This window comes from Nostoc sp. ChiQUE01b (assembly GCF_034531255.1).
Taxonomy (GTDB): Bacteria; Cyanobacteriota; Cyanobacteriia; order Cyanobacteriales; family Nostocaceae; genus Nostoc.
This window is the reverse complement of the sequence record NZ_JAVRBM010000089.1, coordinates 1-25,489: the sequence shown is the minus strand read 5'-3', so window position 1 is coordinate 25,489 and position 25,489 is coordinate 1. Positions and strand designations below refer to the sequence as shown.

At 41.8% G+C, this 25,489-nt stretch carries 31 protein-coding genes; 20 read left to right on the top strand and 11 right to left on the bottom strand.

Annotation, left to right across the window (positions count from 1 at the left end; all coding sequences use genetic code 11):
* Window positions 1–4 precede the first annotated feature (4 nt).
* Entirely contained in the window at window positions 5–232 is a 228-nt protein-coding gene (gene patX, locus RMY63_RS34700) for a heterocyst-inhibiting protein PatX (RefSeq protein WP_322733053.1), read from the top strand.
* 877 nt (window positions 233–1,109) lie between these two features.
* Here patX and RMY63_RS34695 read toward each other — a convergent pair.
* Complete coding sequence (locus tag RMY63_RS34695; RefSeq protein ID WP_322733052.1) at window positions 1,110–2,009, bottom strand: ferritin-like domain-containing protein; 900 nt, start codon at window positions 2,007–2,009, stop codon at window positions 1,110–1,112.
* A gap of 404 nt (window positions 2,010–2,413) precedes the next feature.
* Here RMY63_RS34695 and RMY63_RS34690 point away from each other — a divergent pair, with 404 nt between their 5' ends.
* Window positions 2,414–2,614, top strand: a complete 201-nt coding sequence (locus RMY63_RS34690) for a hypothetical protein (RefSeq protein WP_190727574.1) — start codon at window positions 2,414–2,416, stop codon at window positions 2,612–2,614.
* A gap of 250 nt (window positions 2,615–2,864) precedes the next feature.
* Here RMY63_RS34690 and glnA read toward each other — a convergent pair whose 3' ends face one another.
* Window positions 2,865–4,289, bottom strand: coding sequence for a type I glutamate--ammonia ligase (glnA, locus tag RMY63_RS34685; protein ID WP_322733051.1), 1,425 nt, complete (start codon window positions 4,287–4,289; stop codon window positions 2,865–2,867).
* 357 nt (window positions 4,290–4,646) lie between these two features.
* Here glnA and apcB point away from each other — a divergent pair, with 357 nt between their 5' ends.
* Window positions 4,647–5,156: an allophycocyanin subunit beta gene (gene apcB, locus RMY63_RS34680; RefSeq protein ID WP_322733050.1), complete on the top strand. Its 510-nt coding sequence runs from the start codon at window positions 4,647–4,649 to the stop codon at window positions 5,154–5,156.
* A 102-nt stretch (window positions 5,157–5,258) separates the two neighbouring features.
* Here the strand turns inward: apcB and RMY63_RS34675 are convergent, their stop codons facing one another.
* The gene (locus RMY63_RS34675; RefSeq protein WP_322733049.1) at window positions 5,259–5,489 is read right to left on the bottom strand and encodes a hypothetical protein; all 231 of its coding nucleotides are present in this window, start codon (window positions 5,487–5,489) and stop codon (window positions 5,259–5,261) included.
* Here RMY63_RS34675 and RMY63_RS34670 point away from each other — a divergent pair.
* The 3 genes from RMY63_RS34670 (at window position 5,480) to RMY63_RS34660 (ending at window position 6,349) form a co-directional block, all read left to right on the top strand.
* Entirely contained in the window at window positions 5,480–5,644 is a 165-nt protein-coding gene (locus tag RMY63_RS34670) for a hypothetical protein (RefSeq protein WP_322733048.1), read from the top strand. The two genes, RMY63_RS34675 and RMY63_RS34670, sit on opposite strands and share 10 nt — an antisense overlap.
* Window positions 5,645–5,689: 45 nt before the next feature.
* Window positions 5,690–5,944: a ribbon-helix-helix domain-containing protein gene (locus RMY63_RS34665; protein ID WP_322733047.1), complete on the top strand. Its 255-nt coding sequence runs from the start codon at window positions 5,690–5,692 to the stop codon at window positions 5,942–5,944.
* Between the two features lie 69 nt (window positions 5,945–6,013).
* Window positions 6,014–6,349 (top strand): XisI protein, encoded by a 336-nt coding sequence (locus RMY63_RS34660; protein WP_322733046.1) that lies wholly within the window; start codon window positions 6,014–6,016, stop codon window positions 6,347–6,349.
* A 71-nt stretch (window positions 6,350–6,420) separates the two neighbouring features.
* Here RMY63_RS34660 and RMY63_RS34655 read toward each other — a convergent pair whose 3' ends face one another.
* Entirely contained in the window at window positions 6,421–6,552 is a 132-nt protein-coding gene (locus RMY63_RS34655) for a hypothetical protein (protein WP_322733045.1), read from the bottom strand.
* Window positions 6,553–6,614: 62 nt separating this feature from the next.
* Between RMY63_RS34655 and RMY63_RS34650 the strand changes: the two genes are divergently transcribed.
* Both RMY63_RS34650 and RMY63_RS34645 read left to right on the top strand, forming a co-directional pair.
* Window positions 6,615–6,776: a hypothetical protein gene (locus RMY63_RS34650; protein WP_322733044.1), complete on the top strand. Its 162-nt coding sequence runs from the start codon at window positions 6,615–6,617 to the stop codon at window positions 6,774–6,776.
* A complete protein-coding gene (locus tag RMY63_RS34645; RefSeq protein WP_322733043.1) occupies window positions 6,777–7,595 on the top strand; it encodes a TlyA family RNA methyltransferase in 819 nt (272 codons plus the stop codon).
* On the opposite strand, the gene RMY63_RS34640 is transcribed toward RMY63_RS34645, so the two are convergent.
* The gene (locus RMY63_RS34640) at window positions 7,592–7,852 is read right to left on the bottom strand and encodes a Calvin cycle protein CP12 (RefSeq protein WP_322733042.1); all 261 of its coding nucleotides are present in this window, start codon (window positions 7,850–7,852) and stop codon (window positions 7,592–7,594) included. The genes RMY63_RS34645 and RMY63_RS34640 overlap by 4 nt on opposite strands.
* A gap of 175 nt (window positions 7,853–8,027) precedes the next feature.
* Window positions 8,028–9,458 (bottom strand): GTP-binding protein, encoded by a 1,431-nt coding sequence (locus tag RMY63_RS34635; RefSeq protein WP_322733041.1) that lies wholly within the window; start codon window positions 9,456–9,458, stop codon window positions 8,028–8,030.
* 931 nt (window positions 9,459–10,389) lie between these two features.
* On the opposite strand from RMY63_RS34635, the gene RMY63_RS34630 reads away from it, so the two are divergent.
* From RMY63_RS34630 to RMY63_RS34605, 6 genes are all read left to right on the top strand, one after another.
* Window positions 10,390–13,023 carry an EAL domain-containing protein gene (locus RMY63_RS34630; protein WP_322733040.1) on the top strand — a complete coding sequence of 878 codons (2,634 nt, stop codon included), beginning with the start codon at window positions 10,390–10,392 and terminating at the stop codon, window positions 13,021–13,023.
* 300 nt (window positions 13,024–13,323) lie between these two features.
* Entirely contained in the window at window positions 13,324–14,253 is a 930-nt protein-coding gene (locus tag RMY63_RS34625) for a histone deacetylase (protein ID WP_322733039.1), read from the top strand.
* Window positions 14,254–14,600: 347 nt separating this feature from the next.
* A complete protein-coding gene (locus RMY63_RS34620) occupies window positions 14,601–14,738 on the top strand; it encodes a hypothetical protein (protein ID WP_190240853.1) in 138 nt (45 codons plus the stop codon).
* A gap of 176 nt (window positions 14,739–14,914) precedes the next feature.
* On the top strand, window positions 14,915–15,361 hold the full coding sequence (locus RMY63_RS34615) for a tellurite resistance TerB family protein (RefSeq protein ID WP_322733038.1): 447 nt from the start codon (window positions 14,915–14,917) through the stop codon (window positions 15,359–15,361).
* A gap of 138 nt (window positions 15,362–15,499) precedes the next feature.
* Complete coding sequence (locus tag RMY63_RS34610; protein WP_322733037.1) at window positions 15,500–16,855, top strand: UDP-N-acetylmuramoyl-tripeptide--D-alanyl-D-alanine ligase; 1,356 nt, start codon at window positions 15,500–15,502, stop codon at window positions 16,853–16,855.
* Window positions 16,852–17,400, top strand: coding sequence for a GNAT family N-acetyltransferase (locus RMY63_RS34605; RefSeq protein WP_322733036.1), 549 nt, complete (start codon window positions 16,852–16,854; stop codon window positions 17,398–17,400). The genes RMY63_RS34610 and RMY63_RS34605 overlap by 4 nt, the downstream gene beginning before the upstream one ends.
* Before the next feature lie 40 nt (window positions 17,401–17,440).
* Here RMY63_RS34605 and RMY63_RS34600 read toward each other — a convergent pair whose 3' ends face one another.
* Entirely contained in the window at window positions 17,441–17,770 is a 330-nt protein-coding gene (locus RMY63_RS34600; RefSeq protein ID WP_322733035.1) for a hypothetical protein, read from the bottom strand.
* Window positions 17,771–17,969: 199 nt separating this feature from the next.
* A complete protein-coding gene (locus RMY63_RS34595; RefSeq protein ID WP_322733034.1) occupies window positions 17,970–18,371 on the bottom strand; it encodes a fasciclin domain-containing protein in 402 nt (133 codons plus the stop codon).
* A 275-nt stretch (window positions 18,372–18,646) separates the two neighbouring features.
* Between RMY63_RS34595 and RMY63_RS34590 the strand changes: the two genes are divergently transcribed.
* Window positions 18,647–19,582 (top strand): putative 2-dehydropantoate 2-reductase, encoded by a 936-nt coding sequence (locus tag RMY63_RS34590; RefSeq protein ID WP_322733033.1) that lies wholly within the window; start codon window positions 18,647–18,649, stop codon window positions 19,580–19,582.
* Between the two features lie 381 nt (window positions 19,583–19,963).
* Here the strand turns inward: RMY63_RS34590 and RMY63_RS34585 are convergent, their stop codons facing one another.
* Window positions 19,964–20,191 (bottom strand): hypothetical protein, encoded by a 228-nt coding sequence (locus RMY63_RS34585; RefSeq protein ID WP_292779432.1) that lies wholly within the window; start codon window positions 20,189–20,191, stop codon window positions 19,964–19,966.
* A 97-nt stretch (window positions 20,192–20,288) separates the two neighbouring features.
* Window positions 20,289–20,501, bottom strand: coding sequence for a hypothetical protein (locus tag RMY63_RS34580; RefSeq protein ID WP_322733032.1), 213 nt, complete (start codon window positions 20,499–20,501; stop codon window positions 20,289–20,291).
* Window positions 20,502–20,512: 11 nt separating this feature from the next.
* On the opposite strand from RMY63_RS34580, the gene RMY63_RS34575 reads away from it, so the two are divergent.
* Both RMY63_RS34575 and RMY63_RS34570 read left to right on the top strand, forming a co-directional pair.
* Complete coding sequence (locus RMY63_RS34575; protein WP_322733031.1) at window positions 20,513–20,653, top strand: hypothetical protein; 141 nt, start codon at window positions 20,513–20,515, stop codon at window positions 20,651–20,653.
* Window positions 20,654–21,062: 409 nt separating this feature from the next.
* Complete coding sequence (locus RMY63_RS34570) at window positions 21,063–23,420, top strand: tetratricopeptide repeat protein (RefSeq protein ID WP_322733030.1); 2,358 nt, start codon at window positions 21,063–21,065, stop codon at window positions 23,418–23,420.
* A 16-nt stretch (window positions 23,421–23,436) separates the two neighbouring features.
* On the opposite strand, the gene RMY63_RS34565 is transcribed toward RMY63_RS34570, so the two are convergent.
* The gene (locus RMY63_RS34565; RefSeq protein ID WP_322733029.1) at window positions 23,437–23,652 is read right to left on the bottom strand and encodes a hypothetical protein; all 216 of its coding nucleotides are present in this window, start codon (window positions 23,650–23,652) and stop codon (window positions 23,437–23,439) included.
* Between the two features lie 36 nt (window positions 23,653–23,688).
* Here RMY63_RS34565 and RMY63_RS34560 point away from each other — a divergent pair, with 36 nt between their 5' ends.
* The 3 genes from RMY63_RS34560 to RMY63_RS34555 all read left to right on the top strand — a co-directional run bounded on the left by RMY63_RS34560 (window position 23,689) and on the right by RMY63_RS34555 (window position 25,176).
* Complete coding sequence (locus RMY63_RS34560) at window positions 23,689–24,231, top strand: Uma2 family endonuclease (RefSeq protein WP_322733028.1); 543 nt, start codon at window positions 23,689–23,691, stop codon at window positions 24,229–24,231.
* Window positions 24,232–24,285: 54 nt separating this feature from the next.
* Window positions 24,286–24,363, top strand: coding sequence for a hypothetical protein (locus RMY63_RS42015; RefSeq protein ID WP_416212575.1), 78 nt, complete (start codon window positions 24,286–24,288; stop codon window positions 24,361–24,363).
* Between the two features lie 69 nt (window positions 24,364–24,432).
* A complete protein-coding gene (locus RMY63_RS34555) occupies window positions 24,433–25,176 on the top strand; it encodes a DUF561 domain-containing protein (protein WP_322733027.1) in 744 nt (247 codons plus the stop codon).
* The last annotated feature ends 313 nt before the right edge of the window (window positions 25,177–25,489 follow it).

Below are 25,489 nucleotides of genomic sequence, written 5' to 3'. Positions count from 1 at the left end.
TGCTATGCGTGCTGCCATTTCACTTTTAGTCTCGAGCCTGGTGTTCGGCCCCTTAGCTTTTAACTGCCAAGCAATGGTCAATCACTTATCAACAGGGCTGCCTTCCACGCCTACTTCACAACAGTGGCTCTCGGCGGCATCTGAACAAGCTTCAGATGATGCGCCACGTCATCGCGGTAGTGGGCGCAGAGAAGTGACACAAAAAGCCCTAAATATCTATGCTGTGGTTTAACTACTGTAGGGTAATACCTCTTTTCCAAAAAGAACAGAATTACCAGAAAACAGGATGTTGTGCTAACATCTTTTACACAGTTTTTCTGGCAGAGATATATACAGTTGACACACGAAAGTCTTTAGCGATCGCTTAGTATTTCAATTGCAAACTTTGTATATATAGTTGGTCTCAATCCTGCCGCTCAAAAAGCAAATCAAATTAAGTGCTTTGATCGATAGCATTACCAACTCCTTAAAAGCTCTACAACTGTTGCTCATATTCGGTGGAAAGCTTTGCATCTCAATCCTCAACGGCTCTAGAAATAGATGTTACTTAGGCTATGAGTTAATCTAAAGCACATCTAATTCAGACATTTTGCTTGTTGAAGAAATAGTCTTAAGGCAACTTCACTTTATTCGCCAATAGATTTTCTTCTCATACATCTACTATCTGATTATCTACGTAAGCAAGTAACCGATCTTCGCTCTGACATCTGTTTAGCGTCTTTTGCCGAAGCATAAAATCCCTTTCGTTTCATCTCTTGCTTCTCTAGCGTATGGATTCGCACAAGTAGTATAGGTTTATTGCACTTACTAACAAATCTACTATTCTTCACCTACTTTTGCCCCTCGGTTCGTTCTCCTCGTAGATGGCTCCTGACAAAATAAGTGTTAAGAAGGATCTGCCAGATCATCTTAGTCTTTTTAATTATTTTACACCCAAGGCCAGATGCAAAACTTTGCATTTGGTCTTTTTAGATGAATTTTAGTTAAAGAAAAGGGAGTGGGGAGTGGGGAAGAAGCACGGGAGCAGGGGGAAAATTCCTCTCCTCTGCACCCTGCACCCCGCCCCTCTGACTCTTTTCAATGCCCAATCCCCCATGCCCTATACCCTTTTACACCGTTGTGTTCTTGCGGCTACTTTCTCTTGCCTGGATGCCGTTGAGGAACATTGGCACAAACTTGTCAATAAATGTCTGTGGATCTCGCTGCCAAGCCTTTTGTGCAGTTTTAATTCTAGTAAATTGCAATTCAGGCGCTAGCAAAGTCTGGGGTAAGCGTTCCATCAAGTATTGGGGACGTTGCCAAAGCGGCATGGTATTTGCTACTTCCACCAAGTTGGCAACTCGCCGTAATTCTGCACCCAAGGTGATATCCATCCCCGATTCAAATGCCGCTTGTTCAATTGCGGTATATTTTCGCTTGGCTTGCTCTACCTTTTGCTGATGTTCTGGACTCTTACGCGCAAGTTCTCCTAGCCAACGATTACCCCACCGGACGTGTCCTGCTTCCTCTGGGAGAATTTTTTCAATCGTTTCCCGAATTTTAATGTTTTCTTCTGTCTGCGGTGCTTGTTTAAGCGCGTAAATGTGCGCAGAGAAATATTCACAGCCCCGTTTTTCGGTGACGTTAATTGCGGCCAAGGCAGCAATCATGCCGTCCTCTAAGTTGTGTTTTGGGTCATAGCTGTCTTTGTCGAGCAGCCGATCAAATTCATCAATATAGGAAGTTCCAGGGGGAGTTCCTATATCGCTTCCCAAATCAATCAACAAGTCAGTTAGCCACATGGCATGACGAGCTTCATCTGAGATGTGATGAGACAAATCCCGCACTAGTTCCCGTGGTTGTCCATTCAGTTGTTCAATTACCTCAGTTAGGTCTTTGCAACTGCGTTGTTCGCTGTAACGGTAGCGGTTGAGGGTAATGAGATGGATTTCGCGATCGCATACCACCTGTTTCAATATATCTCTGGCACTCAAAACATTCTGAAATTTACGTGGATAGGTAACTGTCATAACTTATGTAAATTTTTGTAAATTTGTATTGTGATGGTAACTTAGTTTTCGCAACTGCTGTATTTGTGCCGCGCCGCCGAAAAAAGAGTAAAAGTTACAAAAATTAATCACTTAAGTTGAAATTAAGTGTCAGACCTTTTAAATGTAAATAAAAGTAACGAATAAATGTTCTGTCTTAGGAAAGGTGTCTTTTTTAAAATCAAACAAATCTGAAGCTAGATGATTTTAGTTATCAAAGGTGGATTGGGATGAGTTTTTCGGCTTTTGGGAAAAAATACCTAATATTGTCAGCAAAAGCAAATATAAATTTATATAAAAAGTAGCTTATGTTACAGAATTTTTGTTATATTAGTCTTGTGAGCAACCAAAAATTATATATTCACGAAATAGAGAGGACTATGGTTATGTCTATTGCAGATAAATCTCGGGCATTAATGGTGCGCGAACATCAACAAGTCAAGAATCGCCAGCAATCAATGTTGATGCGGGCGGCACAAGAACTTGGTCTTCCTGAAGAAGCATCTCACTACTGGAACCCGATTCAAGGGAAGGTAGATGCTAGCACTCGAATGATTTATGGCCCCAGTCATGCTTCCATGAGCTAAGTTTCAGGAATTCTAAGCTGAATTTTTTGAGTGAATGTCTCAACTAACAACTCTAAAAAAAAGCCACCCTTTACTCTAGGGTGGCAAAACTTATTACTTTTTAGTTAGATAACGCGATGTGCGACTTTTTTTTAATTCTTGTGGGATGGACATCTTGTCCGTCCTTTCTGGGCAGGCAAGATGTTTACCCCACAATGGAATCAAGGTTTAATAAAATTAAGTTGCACACGGCGTTAGATACGACTCTTAATTAAGCATCGTAATAGAGGTAAAACTCGTAAGGATGAGGACGCAGCTGCAACTGTTTAACTTCGTTACCTAGCTTGTAGTCAATCCAATTTTCGATAAAGTCTTCCGTGAACACGCCTGATTCTGTCAAAAAGGCGTGATCTTTTTCTAGTGCTTGCAACGCCAGCTCTAAAGAACCTGGAGTTGAAGGAACCTTTGCCAGTTCTTCTGGAGAGAGTTCATAGATATTCTTATCTAAGGGTTCACCAGGATGGATTTTGTTCTTGATGCCATCAATACCAGCACAAAGCATTGCAGCAAATGCCAAATAGGGGTTAGATGTAGCATCTGGACAACGGAATTCCAAACGTTTGGCTTTGGGGTTAGTGCCAGATAGAGGAATACGGATAGAAGCAGAACGGTTCCCTTGGGAGTAAGCTAAGTTCACTGGAGCTTCATAACCAGGCACTAGGCGCTTGTAAGAGTTGGTGCTAGGGTTGGTAATTGCCAACAGTGCTGGTGCGTGTTTGAGAAGACCACCAATGTAGTACAACCCCATATCGCTCAAACCAGCATACTTATCACCTGCAAACAGAGGTTGGCCGTCTTTCCAAATGGACTGGTGACAGTGCATTCCCGAACCGTTATCGCCAAAAATCGGTTTTGGCATGAAGGTGACGGTTTTGCCGTATTTCTTAGCAACATTCTTGATGACATATTTGTAAATCATCAACCAGTCAGCCGCTTCGATCAACTTCCCAAAGCGGAAACCTAGTTCGCACTGACCACCAGTAGCAACTTCGTGGTGATGCTTTTCAATGGGCACACCTAATTGTGCCATCGTCAACAGCATCTCTGTACGGATATCTTGGAAAGAATCCGTTGGTGAAACTGGGAAGTAACCTTCTTTGAAACGTGGTTTGTAACCCAAGTTGGGTTTTTCATCTGTACCCGCTTTACCGGAATTCCAAGCACCTTCTTCGGAGTCTATGAAGTAGTAACCTTCGTTGGCAGTTTGGGCAAACCTAGCACTATCAAAAATAAAGAACTCAGCTTCCGGGCCAAAGAAAGCTGTGTCACCGAGACCAGTAGAAACGAGGTAATCTATTGCTTTTTGGGCAATAACGCGTGGGCAACGATTGTACCATTCACCCGTGCGGGGTTCTTTAATACTACAAATTATACTTAACGTTGGCTCTTCCATGAATGGGTCGATCCAAGCAGTGTTGGGGTCGAGTACCATCGTCATGTCCGATTCGTTAATCGCTTTCCAACCCCGAATGCTGGAACCATCAAAAGGTACGCCATCAGTAAATGCAGTCTCATCGATTTGGTTTTGGTACAGTGTGAGGTGCTGCCAAGTCCCTACTGTATCGATGAATTTGAGATCAATCAGTTGAATTTTTTCATCTTGAATTCTCTTCAAGACTTCTTGTGGTGTTGTCATTGTTACTCCTTCTTTACCAATTTCCTAAAGTAATACCAGAATCTTCCAAAGCATCGTAACCCTGCTGATCTCAATTAGACCGTGACACACCTGAAATATCTTAAATACTAGACATTAACGAATTTTGTAGCTTATGTTACAGATATCTGGATTATCAGGTTATATTAACCTTTGGGCGCTCATCTGTACAAAACTGGAAAGTTCATCATATAGGGGTCAACTTTGGCATAGAATCCATAGATAGTGGATAGATTGTTTTTGTGCCGAATCTATTTTTAATAGCACAAAACTTTACTGGTGCATAAGTGCAGCCAAATAAATATCAAACCATAAATAGCAATCATTGGGAGAAGAGGAATGCGCGATGCGGTAACAAGTTTAATTAAGAATTATGACTTAGCTGGTCGGTATTTTGACCGGAATGCGATCGATAGCCTAAAGTCTTACTTTGATAGTGGTACAGCAAGAGTACAAGCAGCGGCGGCAATCAATTCTAATGCGGCTGCACTTGTCAAGCAAGCTGGTTTAAAGTTATATGAAGAACTGCCAGAATTGATTCGTCCTGGTGGAAATTCTTATACGACTCGTCGGTATGCGGCTTGTCTGCGGGATTTAGACTACTACTTGCGTTACGCCACCTATGCGCTGGTTGCTGGGAACACAAATGTATTGGATGAACGAGTGCTGCAAGGGCTGCGGGAAACTTACAATTCTCTAGGAGTGCCTATTGGGCCTACGGTTCGCGGTATCCAAATTCTCAAGGATCTGATTAAGGAACAAGTAGTAGCAGCAGGTGTGGTTGATACTGCTTTTGTAGATGAACCATTCGATCACATCGCCCGCGAGTTGAGCGAAATAGATATTTAGATTTTAAGTGGGCAAGGTGTCTGCCCCGACATAAATATAAATAGCGATCGCCCATCAAAAATTCTGTGCGATCGCTTTTTTGTAAATACCAGCTATTGATAGTTATTGCACTGAAATTGAACGTATCAAAATGCTCATTACCTCATCTATGTTGCCAGTTGGTAACAGCGGACTCCAATCACCAATTGGGGCGTATCTCAGTTGGTGCAAAACGCGAATTGTGCTGGTAACAGCTTTGGGCGAACCAATCAGTGTATGTTTGATGGATTCTCTTTCTGGGGATGCTTGATAGTCAGTTGGGACATCTGTTAACTTTTGTAATTGTGTCATCATTGTATTTATCTCCCTATATGGGGGTTTACGAAGCGTTCGCTTTTCCGGTTGGTTCTGGGGGCGATCGCTATTTTTTTGCAGATTCTGTAGTTAAAACCTACGTCGGTTTTACAGAGATAATACCACAAGTGCTGCACTTGGATGCACTTGTTTAGTAAAATTTTGGCAGCACAGTGAGGCACTATATAGGGGGTGTAAGTATGGAAATATTTGAAATGCCGTCGAGGTGGAGATTAACAGTAAACCTGACAGAAGAAACACTAAAAGGACTGGAGGAATGGGCAAAAACTCAAAAACGTACTACCAGTAATCTAGCCGCAGCAATACTTACGAGGGCATTGGAGGGTTATGAACAAGGAGTTTACATTGACCCTGCTGCTACTCCTCCTAACTTTCAACAGCAGGATACAAATAGCGACACTTCCTCGTCTAACTCCGAAGATCAGGAGGATTAGTCAGCTAATTCTTAATAGTATAGGAATAAACCTAATTGTCTTTGATGAGCAACTAGAAAGGATTATCAGATGGATAAGCTAGCTCGGTATCGTGAAATTATTTGTCAGTTGATATTTGACTATGCTAGTCACAAGCCTGCTAACGGTCAAATAGAGACAGAAGCAGTCATTGACTCGGAGCGAGACCACTACGAAGTGTTACACATTGGCTGGGATGGAGTGCGCCGCGTACATGGTTCGGTGGTACATATAGATATTATTAATGATAAAGTGTGGATTCAATATGATGGTACTTCCCAGCCAGTAGCAGAGGCATTATTAGAAGCGGGTATTTCGCGCAAAGATATTGTCTTGGGTTTCCATCCCACTGAACTAAGGCAATACACTGATTTTGCTGTATCTTAATTATTTTGATGTTGTGTATTCGCAAAGAATAAAAGAAGCAAAAAGTTAGGGCGATACCTGCGGCGGGCTAATCATTTTATTTTGTGGATGCGACCAGCCCCGAACCGACGGACATAGCGAGAGCCAACATGCACAAACCAGATTTGTGCGTCTGGGTAGCGAGTTTCAAGACGATTTGAGGCATTGATTTCATTAGTATCCATTTCCCAGCCACCTGTCTCAATGCGTAAAGCTGGAGGCTATTATCTCACGCCAGAAGAATTAATTGTTAGAAATCTTAGCAGAAGCCTATTTAAATGCCAGTAATAAAGCTTCCCTAGAAGTAGAAGAAGGTCGTTATGAAGTCCAAGAATTAGAAAAGCTGGTTAACCAAGAAGAAATTATCAATCGTGCTTTGGCTTTAATCTTACCAGGAGAGTCTAGTTAATTGGCTAAACAGCGACTTGATACACTATTAGTAGAGCTAAATTTATGTTCTTCTCGCGCTTTAGCACAACGGCTAATTCAGGCGGGGGAAGTTACTGTTAATCAGCAGTTAGTTGATAAGCCTGGAACAGAAGTTGATATTTCGGCTCAAATAAATATTAAAGAGCGATCGCCTTTTGTTTCTAGAGGCGGTGAAAAACTCTCCAAAGCTTTGTCAGTATTTGCCATTCCCGTAGTAGAGCGCATTTGTTTAGATGGTGGGATTTCTACTGGTGGTTTTACTGATTGTCTCTTGCAAGCTGGAGCAAAACTTGTCTACGGTATTGATGTCGGTTACGGACAAGTTGACTGGCGGTTGCGAAATGATTCGCGGGTGATTTTGCAAGAACGCACCAATTTACGACAACTAAGACCAGATGAGTTATATGGCGACGATGACGCGATTCCTGATTTGGCGGTAGTTGATGTATCGTTTATTTCTTTAACTAAGATTCTGCCTGCTTTGTGGCAACTAACTCAAGCTAATCGAGAAGCTGTATTGTTAGTCAAGCCACAGTTTGAAGTCGGCAGATCCCGTGTGGGTAAAAAAGGTGTTGTACGCGATCCAAACGACCAAGCTGATGCCATTTTCCAGGTGTTGCAAACAGCCCACGAATTAGGATGGAAATACAAAGGCTTAACTTGGTCGCCGATCACTGGCCCTGCTGGGAATATCGAATATCTTTTGTGGTTGGGAATGGAAAGTGAAACACCACCACTTGATTTAGAGGCAATTAAGCAAATAACGCAATCAGCAACAACTGATTTACGCAAGAGTTAAAGGTCGTAGATTAGACATTCTACTGATTCAGGATGGCGATCGCAGTAGTTTTCCAAAGAGGTTTTGTTTGATTTTGCTTGCTGTTGATCGGCTTTTTCAGCTTGTAATTCTTCCACAATGTCCCAGGCTACGGCACAACCAGCAGAATTGCTACCATCTAGTTCACAAGTTGCGCGGGCTTCACTTATGGCTTCAATAATGGCTTCTTCAAGATTTGTCGCCTCAGCAGTTTGAAATGAGTTTAGGGTAGTTGTCATGATTTTTTCACCTTTAATTTACACAGATAGATATTAGGAAGTTTTATTTCCTATAACCTGTTCCCTCAATCTTGCATCCCAAATCCAGAATGTCAGTCAATTGTCAGAAGAGTTTGACAGAAGTTGACATAGTTCTATAAACGGTAACAATTCAGAAAACAATTTTTAGTTATTCTCAATATTTCCGTATGCCTAACTCTTGTTGCAAGCGATACAGAATTGTATTCTGGTCAACTTGAGATAAAATTTCTTGAATGACGCTGCTAGCGCCTAATTGTCCCCAAGTGCAGCCTTTTTCGAGATACACCTGAGCGGCTTTGCCAACGGAATATGCGCCATATCCGGCGATACCAGCTTGAGCGATCGCACTGCCAGCAAAAGCAGTAATATTGCTGGGATTGTCACCACTAGTTATTGCAGCCGTAGTTTTACCTAAACCTAAAAGAAAACTACTACCTAATTCTCCCAGTAGCAAACCACCAGAACTAAATAAAATCGTTTTTAAAATTTTTCCAGCTTCATAGCTAGTCATCGGCAAACCATATAATCTAGCAAGGGCGCGAATTAAAGCTAAATCAGCAACAGTTCCGCCAAGGATATCTAAGAAGGCAATGGGATTGAGCATTACTGCCAAAGCTTTGTATTTGGTAAATTGCCAAATAATTTCTTCGGCTTCCTTTTCGCGTAAATCGATAGTTTTTTGAGCGATCGCAACTTCTGCATCCCGTGCTTGGATCAGTGCATTTAAAGCCAGAAGCGATCGCCCTTCCCGATTGAGAATATTCAGAATTGTCTCTTTGAGTTCGTCTACTTGCGGTGGTGGGGTTTCCCATTCATAACTGACACGCCCATCAGGCCACTCAACCCGCACTTCCATTGCTGCTGGTTCCGCCGCCACCATCACAATTTCATCCGGGAGTAGAGGCTTTGCTTGGGGAGCCACTGCGGTCTTCTCCCAAGGGGAGACGCCAAGGGCGATGGGGTTTCCCCAAGTGGAGCACGTGGCGTGATTCCCAGCACCCAGTTGTTGTAAATTTTGGTAAATCACTCCGCGATCGGTATCTGGATATAAATCTATCTTGTTAAACACTAAAATCAGGGGTTTTTGTGATTGTCGCAATTCCAGCAGTGCTTGATACTCAGTACGCGTGATATCACCAGATACGATAAACAAAATCAAATCCGCTTGATGTACTACTTCTCGTGCCATATCTGCCCGTGACTCACCCGCAATTTCATCTAATCCGGGAGTATCAATTAACTCTACTAGTACCTTACCACCAGGCTGCCATCGCACGGAACGCGGCCATTGGGTGACACCATTTAGAGGCCCAGTTTGCAGAATTTTGTCTCCCAGTAAAGCATTTAAAACTGCTGATTTTCCCCGGCTCACCAAACCAAAGACGGCTATTCTAATGACGTTTGAATCTAGCTTGTTGAGTGTGGCTCTCAAAGCTTCCAATTCTGGTTTCACCAAACCGATAAATTCTGGGTTAGATGAAAGCTGTCCTGACTTGCGAAGATATTCATACCAAGAAAGCGCTTGTCTGAGACTGGCGCGGGCACGATTTAAGTGAGTTTCTTGCAGATTACGATAAACCGACATAATATCAACACTTCAGCCTTCACTCTCTAAAATGCTCATCCAATACTCAAAATACTGACTTTCAGCATTTGCTCGTAAACAATAGGTATGAATTCGTACTCATTAACCATGCTTAACTAATGCTCATTTTTTCAACCCCATTAATTATTAGGGGAAGGAAAAGTTAAACATACTTCTCTATCTTATATCCCTAAGTTGTTGGACTAATACTCTATATATAGGACTATGATTTGATTGCGTGAAAAAACTCGCCCTCAACTCGAAAAGCCTTCAGCCCTATTCCCTACTCCCTACTCCCTACTCCCCAGCTACGTAGATAATTTCAGAAATCAAATATGATTCCTATATGTGATTAATGGATAGCTAGCTCCCAAAGAGAGAGGCTAACGCCAACGTCTAAACTTAGCTCGGAGGCGATTGGCTGCGACTTTGTTCAGTTTTAGTCGGAGTTGAAATTCCCTCATGTAACTCTCTTCTCGACAAGAGGCTGCGCCCTAAGCGTAGCTATGCCGCAGGCTTGACGTGACGCTACGCCTAGCAAGATCCCTGTAAGGGTACAATTTTGAAATTTTAATTTTGAATTCTTAATCTGGGTATCCTAAGAAAGACAAGGTTAGATGATATAGACAAAGGAACAAAGTTTATAACTTATGTATGAGTAGAGAAAACAACTAGTATTTCTATTAAAAAAACTGATTGAATAATTAGCCAACTCATTCCATAAAAAGAATAGTGGTTGCGGTCAATCATGAAGGTAAAAGCTGGTATAACCCTTGTACCAATTTTGCGATGCCTGCGGCGGGCTACACCTACGAGAACTTTTATTGAGCAAATTTTACCATAAGTGCAGCCTGAAATTCTGGACTTATAGCAGCAGTCTTTTTTAGACTAAGACATAAATATTAATTATATGAGAAATTGAGGAACAGACATGCGAGGAAATGAGCGGGAAAAAATACGCCATCTGTTGGTCATCCAAGACCTAGAAGGACGGCGAACTGTCCCCTTGCGAGAGACTACTTATTCTCTGGGGCGGCATCCTGCAAACACTATTGTCTTGGCTTCCCGGTCAGTATCAATGCAACATGCAATTTTATTGCGAGTAACTGTTCCAGAAACTGACCAATACGGCTTCCAGATTATTGATGGCAACTATAAGGGTAAAGGAAGTACTAATGGCTTATTTGTAAATGGTAATAAATGCTTTTCTCATAATCTTAGGCATGGAGATATCATTGCTTTTGGCAGTAATAAAGCTCAGGCTAAATATTATGCTATTTCCAATATTTCAGAACAAGCATTTTCTGAATCTTTTAATGTTGAGGACTTATCTGGTTTCTTATCAGAGCAATCCAGTCCTGCCAATCCTTTTCAAACCTTAGCCATCGATCCTAGCTTTGAAGCAGCTAGTGAGTCCGCCCTAGCTCGCCTAGCATCCTTCCCTGAACTCATACCCAATCCAATTATTGAGATGGATTTTGAGGGAAGAATTACTTATCTTAATCCAGCCGCAGCTATCAAGTTTCCCAATCTTAGGGAAGTTGGGACAGAACACCCAATCTTAAGACTCTTAATCGGAGTTAACAATCTAGAAAACAATTCTTTTGTGCGGGAGGTGGAAGTAGGTACAGAAGTTTTTGAACAATCTGTTCTCTATCTTCCTGAAAGTGATTTAATTAGAAGTTTTATTATTAGGGATATTACCGAGCAAAAGCAAGCTACAGCCGAACTACGGCAGCGCGATCGCTTGTTACAAGCAGTTGCAGAAGCTGCCAATTATTTGCTAGGAGAAATGAATTACGAAACTGGTATCGATCGAGCTCTCGCTGTACTGGGCGAAGCTGCCAAAGCAGATCGTGCCTATCTCTTTGAGAACCATCCCCATCCTGTTACAGAGGAAATGGCAGTCAGCCTACGGTTTGAATGGACACAATCTTGTATTGAATCTACTCACCACCATTGGCAGAATCAGCCTTATGATGCTCCTGGATTAGCCCGTTGGTACACAGCTCTCTCTAGCGGCCAATCGGTTAGCGGTATCACTCAAAAATTTCCTCTCGCCGAACAAGAACTCCTGATTCGAGATGGCATTCAATCCCTTCTCTTAGTGCCTCTTCGCTTGGATAATGATTTCTGGGGGTATCTTGGCTTGGCAGACTGCACCTTTGAGCGTCATTGGTCAAAGCACGAAGAATCTACTCTTTTGACGATGGCCGCTAGTATCATTGGTGCGCGGCAGCGTCAGCAAGTAGAAGAAAAGATTCGCTATCAAGCCCTCCATGACTTGCTGACAGGGTTGCCCAATCGTCTACTATTTAATGAGCTGCTTAGTAAAAATCTGCCCAACGCCACTCGAAATGACGAAAGTTTAGCTGTAATCTTCCTCGATCTAGATCGCTTCAAGGTGATTAATGATACTCTGGGGCACACTCTGGGAGACCAATTGTTACAAAGCGTCTCTCAAAGATTAAAAGACTCACTCAGAGGCGGAGATACTGTAGCTCGTTGGGGAGGCGATGAATTTACTATTTTACTCCCACGAGTTAATGATATTAATGAGGTAACTTTGGTAGCGCAGAGAATCTTACAAGCCTTTGAGGATGCTTTTCATCTCCAAGAGCATGAACTTTATGTGACTGCCAGCCTTGGTATTGCCTTACTCGATCATAACAGCCCTGACGCCGAAACACTAATCCAGCACGCAGATACCGCTTTGTACTACGCCAAGGACAAAGGACGGAATAACTACCAATTCTATAGTGTTTCCCTGAGTGCAAAAAATCCTGAACTCTTGACTTTAGAAAAGAGCTTGCGCTATGCCCTAGAACGCAATGAATTTAAGTTGTACTATCAACCTCGTGTGAACATTGCCACCGGAGAAATTACTAGTATGGAGGCTCTGTTGCGTTGGCAGCACCCAGAGATGGGATTGGTCGCTCCCAGTGTGTTCATTCCCCTGGTCGAAGAAAGTGGATTAATTGTCCCCATCGGCGAATGGACGCTACAGACCGCCTGTAGCCAAAATAAAGCATGGCAAGATGCTGGATTGCCACCGATTACGATCGCTGTCAATCTTTCTCTGAAGCAGTTCCGCCAACCCAAATTGGTACAGACTATAGCCAAGGTTTTAGAACAAACAGGTCTGGAGGCGCGCTTTTTAGAACTAGAAATTATGGAAACCACAGCGATTGAGGACTTAGATTATACCACAAAGGTGTTAGAGGAGCTACAGCAGATGGGTGTTTACATCTCCATTGATGACTTTGGTACTGGTCATTCTTCGCTTTCGCGCCTACAACTTTTGCCACTCCACAATCTGAAAATAGATAAATCTTTCATTCAATATTTGACGCAGGATGCCAAAGTAGCTCATATTATCCAGGCCATAGTTACCTTGGGACACAGCTTGGGATTAAAGTTAACAGCCGAAGGGGTAGAGAAGGAAGAAGAATTGGAATTCTTGAAATCTATTAACTGCGAGGAGGTACAAGGCTTTTTATTCTACCGCCCACTTTCTGGACAGAAAGCAACGGAAGTCCTTGAAAGTAAACGACCAACGATCTAGTACCGCAAGGCGGAAGTCAAAAATCACTCATTCAAAAGTCAAAAGTTTTATGGAATAAGCTCTAAAGAGCTTTTCAATGGTCTGCTTATTTACGTTGTGCTGTACTAGTATAGCAGTCGAAGCATAGGTTAGGACTATGTTGGTTGCTGAAACCTTTGATAATACTGGGTTTTTATCAGCACGGGCTAAACGCCCCGCTATCGCTAACAGCATTTAGCACTTTGCTATACAAGGGAAAACTGTTTGTACCAGTAAGGATACAATAAAATTCATTGTCTTGCTGCCGACCTTTTTCGTCCTATGCTACCAGTCATTTATTCCGACGAATTTTTAGATCACAAGACTGGAAAATACCATCCCGAAAAACCAGAACGTTTAAGTGCGATCGCCAATGCCTTAAAAGCAGCTACATTCGCAGACAAAATCACCTGGCGATCGCCTACACCAGCATCAAAACAGCCATCACTGATGTCTTCGTTGGTTAGAGCACATAGCCCAGCGTACATCAAAAAACTGTGGCAAATCGCTTCTAGTGGCGGTGGCCCTTTGGATGGAGATACACCAGTTTCCCCGCGCAGTTATGATGTGGCATTGTTGGCAGTCAGTGCATGGTTAGATGGAGTTGAGGCTGTGTTAGGGTCGGCTAATCCAGCTTTTGTACTAGCGCGTCCCCCAGGACACCATGCTGAAAGTGATGCAGGAATGGGCTTTTGTCTATTTTCTAATGCCGCGATCGCCGCTTTATTTGCTCTAGAACAACCTGGAATTAACCGCGTCGCCATCCTCGATTGGGATGTACATCATGGTAATGGTACTCAAGCGATCATTGAAACTCAAGCACGTATTGCCTACTGTTCCCTACATCAGTATCCATGTTATCCCGGTACAGGAAGATCGACAGAACGCGGCTTTCACAATAATGTATTAAATTTACCAGTACCGCCTGGTAGTGATATTGCACTATATCAGCCACTATTTGAAAAACAAGTCGTACCGTTTTTAGCTAACTTTCAGGCAGATTTGCTGATTGTGAGTGCTGGTTATGATGGCAATGCCGCAGATCCTTTGGCAAGTATTAATTTGCAGCCAGAAGACTACGCTTTATTTACTGATTATTGTCTAGGGATAACTCGTAAAATTCTGTTTGGCTTAGAAGGTGGTTACGACTTTGATACTCTTTCTCAATCAGTTGTAGCGACGATTGAACGCTGTTTACGCTTGTCTTGTTGATCCCATTTTAGGAAATACCTGATATAGATACCTACATCGCAGTTACCAAGGGTAATAGCTTCAATTCTCTGCGAAGATTTGGGAACACTGAATACGACGCGGTTATAGCTGACATACAGTTATGAAAATTTCTCACAAACTGGTTGCAAGCTTGCAAGAAAGTTGTTTTGCCCAATGCCCTTTTTATAAACTTCATAGAATCTTCAGAAAGAAAAATTTTCAGCAGGGTTCTGAAAGAGCTAAAGTTTTGTTAAGATGCAATTACTAGCAGTTTCTCAGCGGAATTCACCTATCAGGGTGTGGAGAAATAAAAAGCACAAGCAGCACAAATTTTAAAAGGTGAAGCAATGACCACCTATATTTTTTTCGACGAAGCCCTACGAATGCTGACCAACGCCTATTTGATATCAGTAGTACTGTTAATGGCAGCTTCTGGTATAGGTCTGGCAGTAATTGAGACAATAGAAAAGACAGGAGAACGCTAAGTTTATAGATGGCAATGTAGTTCCTACCAAAAACCATTGGATATAAGTGTTCGCCGTGAATAAATCCTGGGAACACTAAAGGATGAAAGTCTCAAGCATCACAGTCTCTCCTGTAAATCTACCAAACATACAGGTAACTGCAATGCTATTGGGACTCTAACCAAGGAGCTACTACAATGGGTCTATTCGACGCTGTGTTGGGCACAGAAAGGCAAGCCCAAACAGCACTCAATCCAGCAGAAGCTTTTACTGTCATTATATTGACGGCAACGGCTTCAGACGGTTATCTTTCTGTTGAGCAAGCAAATTCTATCATTTCTGTGCTATCTCGGATGAAACTTTTTAAAAGTTATCCCAATGAAATGATCAACAGGCTATTTGAAAAAATTTTGGGCATTCTCCAAGGTGATGACTTTAATGCTTTGTTTAATGCAGCAAAAGATTCTCTATCTCAAGACTTGCGGGAAGCAGCCTTTGCAGTAGCCACCGATTTAGTCCTAGCTGAAGGTATTATACCTGAAGAAGAAAAAAACTTCTTAAATGATTTATATCAAGCTTTAGGGGTTTCGAGTGAGATAGCAATACAAATTGTGCAAGTAATCTTGATTAAAAATCGTGCATAGGGCGATCAAACATAACTTGTTATGCCCATTGTCGTTACTTGATTAAACTGTATAAGTAGCTTATAAATAAAGCGTGGCACAGAAGTTAAGCTTCTTTGCCACTATTTTTTGCTTTTATCTTTAAATTATAAATTGCTTATGCTTTGTTCTGCCACCCTAACCCAACTGGTTGAAGTTATTTTGGCCCATTCTGTAAACTTATCTGAAACTGCTTTAACACAAGTAACTAGCGGTATCCAAACAGATAGCCGTACCTTGAAGCCCGGTGAAGTATTTGTCGCTTTCCGAGGCGATAAGTTTGATGGACATGAATTTGTGCCAACTGCGATCGCAAAGGGGGCAATAGCTGCAATCGTAGATTTTGAATACGAAAATCCGGGATTCCCTGTATTACAGGTAAAAGATACTCTCAAGGCATATCAAAAACTTGGTAGATGGTGGCGCGATCGCTTTAATATTCCTGTAATTGGTGTAACTGGTTCGGTGGGTAAAACTACAACCAAAGAGTTAATTGCGGCAGTTTTGGCAACAAAAGGGGCAGTTCACAAAACTTATGAAAATTATAATAATGAAATTGGTGTTCCGAAAACTCTTTTAGAACTTGGCGCCGAAAATGACTACGCTGTGATTGAAATGGCAATGCGGGGTAGAGGACAAATTGCCGAACTGACGCAAATAGCACGGCCAACAATTGGAGTAATTACCAATGTGGGGACGGCACATATTGAGTTACTAGGTTCTGAAGAAGCGATCGCTGAGGCAAAATGTGAGTTATTAGCTGAAATGTCTGCTGATAGTGTGGCAATTCTCAACCACGACAATCCCCTATTAATGGCCACAGCAGCAAAAGTTTGGCACGGAGAAGTTTTAACTTACGGCTTTTCTGGTGGGGATATTCAAGGGCAGTTAATTGATAACGAGACTATGGAAGTTGCAGGAATCCAACTACCTCTGCCGTTGCCTGGGCGTCACAATGCGACTAATTTCTTGGCAGCTTTAGCAGTGGCAAAGGTGTTAGGGATCGATTGGGCAACCCTCAAATCAGGTGTAATGGTGGATATGCCCACAGGGCGATCGCAGCAATTTACTTTGCCCAATGATGTGGTAATCTTAGATGAAACTTATAATGCTGCACCAGAAGCTATGATTGCAGCATTGCAATTATTGGCAGAAACACCCGGAAAGCGGAAAATTGCCGTATTGGGTGCAATGAAAGAATTGGGAGAGCGATCGCAGCAGTTGCACCAGCGAGTGGGAGAAACAGTGCGAAAGTTGAATTTAGACGGCTTGTTGGTTTTGGTAGATGGACAAGATGCCGAAGCGATCGCATTTAGTGCCGAGGGTATCCCATCAGAGTGCTTTGCAACTCATGCTGAGTTGGTGGCTAGGTTGAAGACATTTGTGCAAGCAGGCGATCGTTTATTGTTCAAAGCCGCCCATTCTGTGGGACTAGATCGGGTAGTCAATCAGTTACGTGCAGAACTTCCCAAATGATACCACTAAAAACCGAACGTCTTATACTGCGAGACTTTGTAGAATCAGATTGGCAAGAGGTTCATCAATACGCTGCTGATGCTGAAGTTGTGCGTTACTTGACTTTTGGCCCGAATAGCGAAGAAGATACCAAAAACTTTTTGCAAAGAGAGATTTCATTGCAAGGCGAAGAACCCCGTCAGCATTTTGCCTTGGCAGTGACTTTAAAAGCCCAAAGGCAACTAATTGGTATCTGTAGAATATCCATTCAGGATACTAGCAACAAAATCGGCTCTATTGGATACTCTTTCACTAAGGAATTTTGGGGACAAGGATATGCAACTGAAGCTGTAAAAGCAGTTATATCATTTGGTTTTCAGGAGTTAGGTTTACATCGCATTTTTGCCACTTGTCATCCAGAAAACATTGCCTCCGCACGAGTTATGCAAAAAATCGGAATGCAGCAGGAAGGCTATTTGCGAGAACACCATTGGATTAAGGGAGAATGGCGAGACTCTTGGTTATATGCCATCCTTGAGCATGAATCGAGAGGCGTCTATGGATGATTTTCTGAAAATATCTCCATAGACGCCTGCCTGATAGACTTCAGTTGGAAAGACTAGGACTGTTACTGTAGCGTCTTTGAAAAAGAATTGCTGCCAAATTAGTCACCAAACAGGTGATTGCTAGCCACAGCAAGATATAAGTAGGAGCCATCACCACGCCAATCATGAACCAAGTATATACGTGCAGTATCATTACAGAAGCGAAAAAGCCGGCAATTCCAGCAGATTGCCACACTTGATACGATGGGCGACGTAACGCTACTAGGCTCATCGTTAAAATTGTGACAAGCAAGTTCGCTGGTACGAGAAACGTACAAATACTTATGCAGTTGCCACGAGAAAACTCAGCTAGGGTATTAAAATCGAGCATTAATTTCTTGGGATAGATGTTAGCTTTTTAGAATTTAATTTATTTTAAAGTAACGAAATCTACATTAACATCTGAGTGAGTAATCACATTGCAAATATAACATAAATTAAACTATTAAGTTGCGTTTTAATACTACCAATAGTTAGTTAATTATAAAATTTGCGGATAACTAGGGTGGAAAACACCCACCCTAGCTGAATTAACCTGGTAAAATCACCGTATCGATAACGTGTACTACACCATTATCAGCTTCGATATCTGCTGCTAAAACTGTGGCATTTTTTACTTCAAAACCATCAGAAGAATTAATTTTAATCGGTGAACCTTCTACAGAATTAACCGTACCGAGTTGTGCCAAATCAGTTTGTAGTAGCTTTCCGGGAACGACATGATACTTTAAAATCCGCGTTAGCTGGGGAATGTTTTGTAACAGAGTTTGGATAGTTCCCGCTGGTAACTTGGCAAAAGCATCGTCATTTGGTGCAAAGACAGTGAACGGCCCAGGACTTTTTAATGTTTCTACTAAACCAGCAGCCTGTACAGCTGCCACCAGTGTTTTAAACGACTCAGAGGTAACTGCAATATCAACAATATCAGCCATATATTTTACCTAAATCTCTGCAAAAGATTTTAAAGGATAATAAACCTATTTTAAGTTTTATTAAACAAAATAAATTTAAAATCAGGCGTTGAATAAACTACACCTAGTACCGCAAGCCGGAAGTCAAAAGTCAAAAGCCAAAAGTCAAAAGTATTATGGAATAGACTTTTTAGGGATTTTAAATGGTTGCTCTATTTACGCCGTGGTGTACTAGACGCGTACTCCCGTCAGACATCACCTTATGATGTTTCTAGGAAAATTCCGTTAAAAAAGAAATGTCCGATCGCACGTATGCCATTCTGGGAACTGGAGCATTAGGTGGATTCTATGGTGCTAGACTGCAAAAAGCTGGTTTGGATGTCCACTTTTTGCTCAAGAGTGATTACGAACAGGTAAACAAATATGGTTTAGTGGTACAGTCCAAAGACGGCGACTTTACCCTTCCCGAAGTCCACGCCTACAACGACACAGAAAAGATGCCACAATGCGATGTGGTGGTGGTGGCACTGAAGACGACGCAAAACCATTTACTACCAAAGATATTGCCACCTGTAGTTAAAGATGATGGGGTGGTGTTGGTATTACAGAATGGACTTGGTGTAGAAGAGGAAGTTGCTGAAATTGTTGGTAATGTCACTGTTATCGGTGGATTGTGCTTTTTATGTTCTAACAAAGTGGGGCCAGGGCATATACACCATCTAGACTATGGGCAAATTACCTTCAGTGAATATACCCCTAATTATCAGCCTAGTGGGATAACTGAGAGGATGCAGCAAATTGCTGATGACTTTGAAAACGCTGGTATCTCAATTGAATTAGCCGAAGATTTACTACTAGCGCGTTGGAAAAAGTTAGTGTGGAATATCCCCTACAATGGACTTTCTGTGATTCTCAACGCTAGAACAGATGAATTAATGGCGCATGAGTACGCTAGCAAGTTAGTTGAACAGTTGATGTATGAAGTAGCGGCGGGGGCGAAAAGTTATGGGCGAATTATCAGCGATCGCTTCATTCAAACAATGCTCGATTATACTGTCAAAATGATACCTTACCGCCCCAGCATGAAAATTGACTACGACGAACATCGTCCCTTGGAGATAGAAGCAATTTTCGGCAACCCATTACGAAAAGCCCAAGCAGTAGGTATGGATTTAGTGCAGATTAGCTGTTTATACCACCAGTTGAAGTTTTTAGATGCCAGGGGAAAATGAGGGAGATTAGGGGGATGAGGAAGATGAGGAAGACAAGAAAGGCAATTAATTCTTTACCAGGACTTACGCAAGATGTGGCTAAAAACCTGATTATTGCGTAGCAGTAATTCATGAATTACCGCTACTTTCGTTATGTTTTACGTAAGTCCTACTTTACTCCAAACTCCTAACTCCAAACTCCTAACTTACCACTCCCCCAATTTTAAACAAAGTTTTTTTGGGGTTTAATTCCCCTGCCTAACGACGGCAGCACGTTTTGTGTCGGGGTAAAATCCCGGTCACAAAACGTAATTGCGAATTGCGTTAGCGCAGCGTTAGCGAGTCTTCTCCCAAGGGGAGACGCCAAGGGCGAACGAGCGTCATTGCGAATTGCGAATTGGTTTAACGCAGGGATTCAAAAATGACTGCTATTGTAATTAAACACAACAGGATAATTCCCAGTGGAAGCAAAAACTGTTGTAAAAGGTACAGCAGTATGGGTATGATTTGTAAGATACCCAAACCACTTGATAAAACGTAAGCGATCGCAATGCCGAATAGCACCAACAAAAAATATTTTAAGGATTTAGAGGCAAAGCGAAATAAAAGCGTATCCTGATTTGCGTCCATAGTTTTACTCACGAAAGTAGCTAAATTTTGAGCAATAAATATTCTTTTTGATTCCCCCACTCCTCATTAGAAAATAGGCTCTGGGGAATCAACAGTATTAGTTTTCTGATTGGATAATTGCCTTGTTGGTTGAATTATTTAAAGACTGTTGCTGCCTTTGTGGATTGTCTTGCCTTTCATAATTAACTAATAGTTGAAATGCGATAAACAAGCTCAATAACAACAGCAAAAACGAGCCAAACCCAGAGGAATACTTATTTATTTCTCGCTCAACACCACATTTGAGACAGACATATAGCAGTCGAAGCATAGGTTAGGACTATGTTGGTTGCTGAAACCTTTGATAATACTGAGTTTCTACTCAGCACTCAGTACTCAGCACGGGCTAAACGCCCCGCTACCGCTAACAGCACTTTGCTATATCTATTGGGATTACGCGTATCTTGGGCAAAAGGGCACTGATTCTGATTGCAATCATGATGACAATCTTTGTCTAACATCATTGAACCTCCTGTAGGGTAAAGACTTACATGCTTAGTTGTAAATACGCTCTACAGAATCTAGTTAGTTAATACCCACTGCCTGTTTAGTAGACACCACTTTCATGAGTAATTAATATGGTATAATAACGTCTGTGATTTACTAAGCTTGCAGTAGTAGCGCTAGCAAAACCTCTCCTCACCACCTTTTCTTGGCGCTTAACTTAACTTCGCCTGTATTACTTACAAGAGTAATACAGGCGAAAATGCTTTGCAGTCGGATAAAGTAAGTTTCCTACCGAGTAGGAAAAAGTATTTTGTACTATAGAAGGTAGGAATAAGTAGTAAAAATATCGTTATAATAAATTACAAATGATACATCAAGTTCGCAAATGGGTGCAGAAGAAGCCTTAGAGTTTGTAGATAACTTGGTTTTTCTCAAGACAGGAGAACACTTAGATAAAGCTCAAAGGATTATCTTGCGTCATTTGTGGGAGGATGAAAAGCGGACTTATCAGGATATTGCTAACAGCCGTGGTTATACAGAAGCGCATTTAAAATCAGTTGGTGCAGAACTTTGGCATTTACTATCAAAAGTGCTAGGAGTGAAAGTCTCTAAATCAACCTTCCAAGGCGTAGTTCAGGGATTTAGAACAAGCCAAGAGTCGCAAAAAATCCCCTATATTCCGAATTTAGCGACTCATAGCACTAGATCCCAAGATTTAGATTCTAACTTTGTAGGGCGCGCTCGCCAAATAGCCGAACTCCACACCTTAGTCAGTCGGGGAGAAAAAGTTATCCTCATCCAAGGTGAAGGTGGTGTTGGCAAAACCACATTAGCACGCAAATATTTTAAAAGTCAAAAATTTAATTTTGTCCTAGAGCTGTGGATGGCCACAGAAATCCAAAACCTTACTCCTGTAGAGAGTGTAGTTGAAGAATGGCTACGGCGATACTTTAACGAAGAACCAGGATGTGACTTTGGTATCAGCTTAGAACGATTACGCCGCAAACTCCGAGAGCAAACTTTTAAAATTGGGGTGTTTATCGATAATCTAGAAACTGCTCTTGATAAAAATGGCAAGTTCCTAGAATATCGTCGTCCTTATGTCGAGCTATTGAGAGTATTAGCAGATACCGATGTGCATTCAGTTACTTTAGTAACAAGTCGTGAGCGTTTACGAGAGTCTAGTGTAGAGGTTCATCTCTATCCACTCGAAGGTTTAGATGATGAAGCATGGCAACAGTTTTTCAGCCGTCACCATATCAATTGTGATTCTACTATTCTCAGTGAAATGTGCAGAGCTTATGGAGGGAACGCCAAAGCAATGCAAATTCTCCGAGGAGCAATATTGACAGATTTCTCTGGTGACATACACGCCTATTGGCAGGAAAACTGTACAGATTTATTAATAGAAAGAGAGTTAAAAAATTTAGTCGCCAGTCAATTTACCCGTCTCCAAGAAAATGATTTAGAAGCCTATAGCCTCCTGTGTCGTTTAGGATGCTATCGTTATCAAGATATTCCTTCAGTACCTATTGAGGGAGTTTTATGTTTGCTTTGGGATGTACCAGAACAACAATGTAGACAGGTGATTAAAGCTCTGCAAGATTTGTCTTTAATAGAAGCAAAAAAAGGACAATATTGGCTGCATCCGGTAATTCGTGATGAAGCAATTAGTAGATTAAGACTAGTCAGTGAAGAATGGGAATTAGTAAACCAAAAAGCTGCGGAATTTTGGACACGACAAGTTGCAGCTATCAAAAATATCACAGATGCTTTGACCGCTTTAGAAGCTTATTATCACTATGTAGAAATTAATGATTTTGAGCAAGCGGGCGATGTAATTTTACAAGGGCGAGGTAACAAGTGGGGTACAGGACTGCCTTTGGGTTCTTGCTTTTACCAACTGGGGTTGCTCCAGAAAAATTTCTCCGTCATTAAGCGGATAATAGATGATGTAAAATCCAAAAAAAGACTGATTAAACTTTACATTATCCTTGGGTATACATATCGAATTATTGGTTACATTAGAGAAGCTATAGAGTGCTATGAAAAATCAGGAAAAATATTAGACGAGTTAGATGAAAAGCTAACTAAAATCTCTATTTTGTTCAATACAGGGCTTTGCAAACTAGAATTATGGGACATAAAAGCAGCCGAAGATTGTTTTAATGCTGTTTGTGGCCTTGCTGAAGCAAATAGTAATCTTGATGATTACATGGCTTATGCTCAATGCTGTTTAGCTTTGATAAAATCACGTTTTGGTAGCAGAAAAGATGCTTTTTATCTTGCTGAAGATGCCTTTTATACTATGTCATTGTCAAGTAGAGTGACTTTATGGGGAATGGGGCATAGTTTAGTAACTCTCTGCTTAACTTATAAAAATTTAGGTAATCTTAAAAAATCCTTTAAGTTCTGCCAACGAGCTATATTTCATGCCGAAGAAAACAACTTTACCCAGATTAAAGCTAAAGCTATAAGTTGTCTGGCGGAAATTTTTCGAGAGCAGAGTGAATTTACTATAGCAATTTTTCATCATTCAGAAGCGATAGAAATTCTTGATAAAATTGGTGCTAAATCAGACTTAGCCGAGGCTTATTATCAATTGGGATTAACTCATAAAATAAGGGGTGAAATTGACCAGAGTAGGGAAAGTTTTGTCCAAGCGATCGCACTTTTTAACGAAATGCAAGCACCCCGGCAAGTTGAGAAAGTACAAACAGCAATGGAGTATTTTGAGAAATAAGCAATACTATTTGCTTTTAACTGGCGATTTTACCGCTAATAGCCTCTTTTATCTTTATCAGTGTCTCTTCTTCTTCGGGAGTAAATTCGTAGGGAACAGGCTTGGCAATGCCAAATATACCATGCAATTGACCATTCAGCATCAGTGGCGCTGCGATAGAGCCTTCTACCTTCCGTAAAAAGTCAAGGTAATTCATGGAGCGATCGCACCTGGAGAGGTCTGTTGTCTCCATAATATAAATACCAGAAGTGTGATAATTAGAGGTTTTATGTCCCTAACGCTTGAAGACTTGGAGCAAATGCAGCAACAGCATCCTGACTTTCGTATGGAACTAGTTAAGGGTAATATTATTGTTATGAGTCCATCAGGATACGAATCAGATGAAGTCGCAGCCGCAATGATTGCCCAATTATCTAACTGGGTTAGGCCGCGCAAACTGGGACGAACAGCAGCTTCTAGCGCTGGTTTCAGATTGCCCAATTCAGATTTGCGCGCACCAGATGCCTCATTTGTTTTAGCCGAACGCTTGCGTCGCAGTCCCAAGTCCTTTGCTCAATTGGCTCCCGATTTGACTGTAGAGGTAAAGTCCCCTAGCGATAATTTAGAGGATCTCAGAGCCAAAATTCAAGAATTTTTGAGTTTGGGAACTAAGGTAGGAATTTTGCTCAATCCAGATGAGCGGATTGTTGAAGTTTACAACTTTGGACAAGAGGCAATAATACTTCGTGATGGCGATATTTTAACAGTTCCCGAACTGCTCCCAGGATGGGAAGTACCAATTGCAGATTTGTGGCCTCTAGAGTTTGACTAGGGTAGTGGTAAAAGATCCTACAGACGTAGATGGATGGAATTATAAGTTTATGCGATCGCTTTCAGTACAGATGGCAAAACTTTGATTAGTGGCGGTAAGGATAAAATTATCAATATTTGGCAACTAGCATAGTGATTTAGTCTCTCATCAACTGAGGGACGGTAGAATATACCTAATTTTCGTAGCTTCAAAAGCCAAACTATGACGATGCATTCCACACTCCAACGTGCATTTACTAACCGCCGCGTTCTGAAAGTAATCAGCGGTTTGAATAACTTCGATGCCGCTAGCGTCGCTGCTACTGTCAAAGCTGCTGAATTTGGCGGTGCTACTTTTGTTGATATTGCCGCCGATGCAACTTTGGTACAGTTAGCTAAAAGTTTGACAAATTTACCAATTTGTGTATCAACAGTAGAGCCAGATAAATTTGTGCAAGCAGTGGCAGCTGGTGCTGATTTAATTGAAATCGGGAATTTTGATTCCTTCTATGCTCAAGGACGCCGCTTTGAAGCTCTAGAAGTGCTAGCGCTGACTAAGCAAACTCGCGTTCTCCTCCCGGAAATTACCCTGTCTGTCACTGTTCCTCACATCCTGGAACTAGATCAACAGGTACAGCTAGCAGAAGAATTGGTGAAAGCTGGAGCAGATATTATCCAAACCGAAGGCGGTACTAGCAGTAATCCAGTTCACCCCGGAACTCTAGGATTAATTGAAAAAGCTGCTCCCACCTTGGCAGCAGCTTTTGAGATTTCCCGTGTGGTGTCAGTGCCAGTATTGTGTGCTTCCGGCATTTCTAGCGTTACTGCACCGTTAGCGATCGCTGCTGGTGCTGCTGGTGTTGGTGTTGGTTCCGCCATCAATCAACTTAATAGCGAAGTCGCCATGATTGCTGCTGTGCGTGGCTTAGTAGAAGCCTTAGCAACTGCAAATGCAGTAATGAAATGAGTTAGGAGTGATGAGTTAGGAGTTGAAGAAACTTATTCATTCAAAACTCCTAACTTTTAACTCCTAATATCATGTCCGCATAATTAGTTATGATTTCCACAGTCATTGCACCCCACACGCCAGATGCTCCACTTGGGGAAACCCCAAGACCGCACTGGCTCCCCTTAATCCCCTCCCCGCAAGCTCTTAGGGGAGACAAAGCGTAGCTTTGGCGGGGTGGGGTTCTTCGGGTTTAATAAGTAATCAAGCGAACATGATATAACTCCTAACTCCTAACTCCTAACTCCTAACTCCTAACTCCTAACTCCTAACT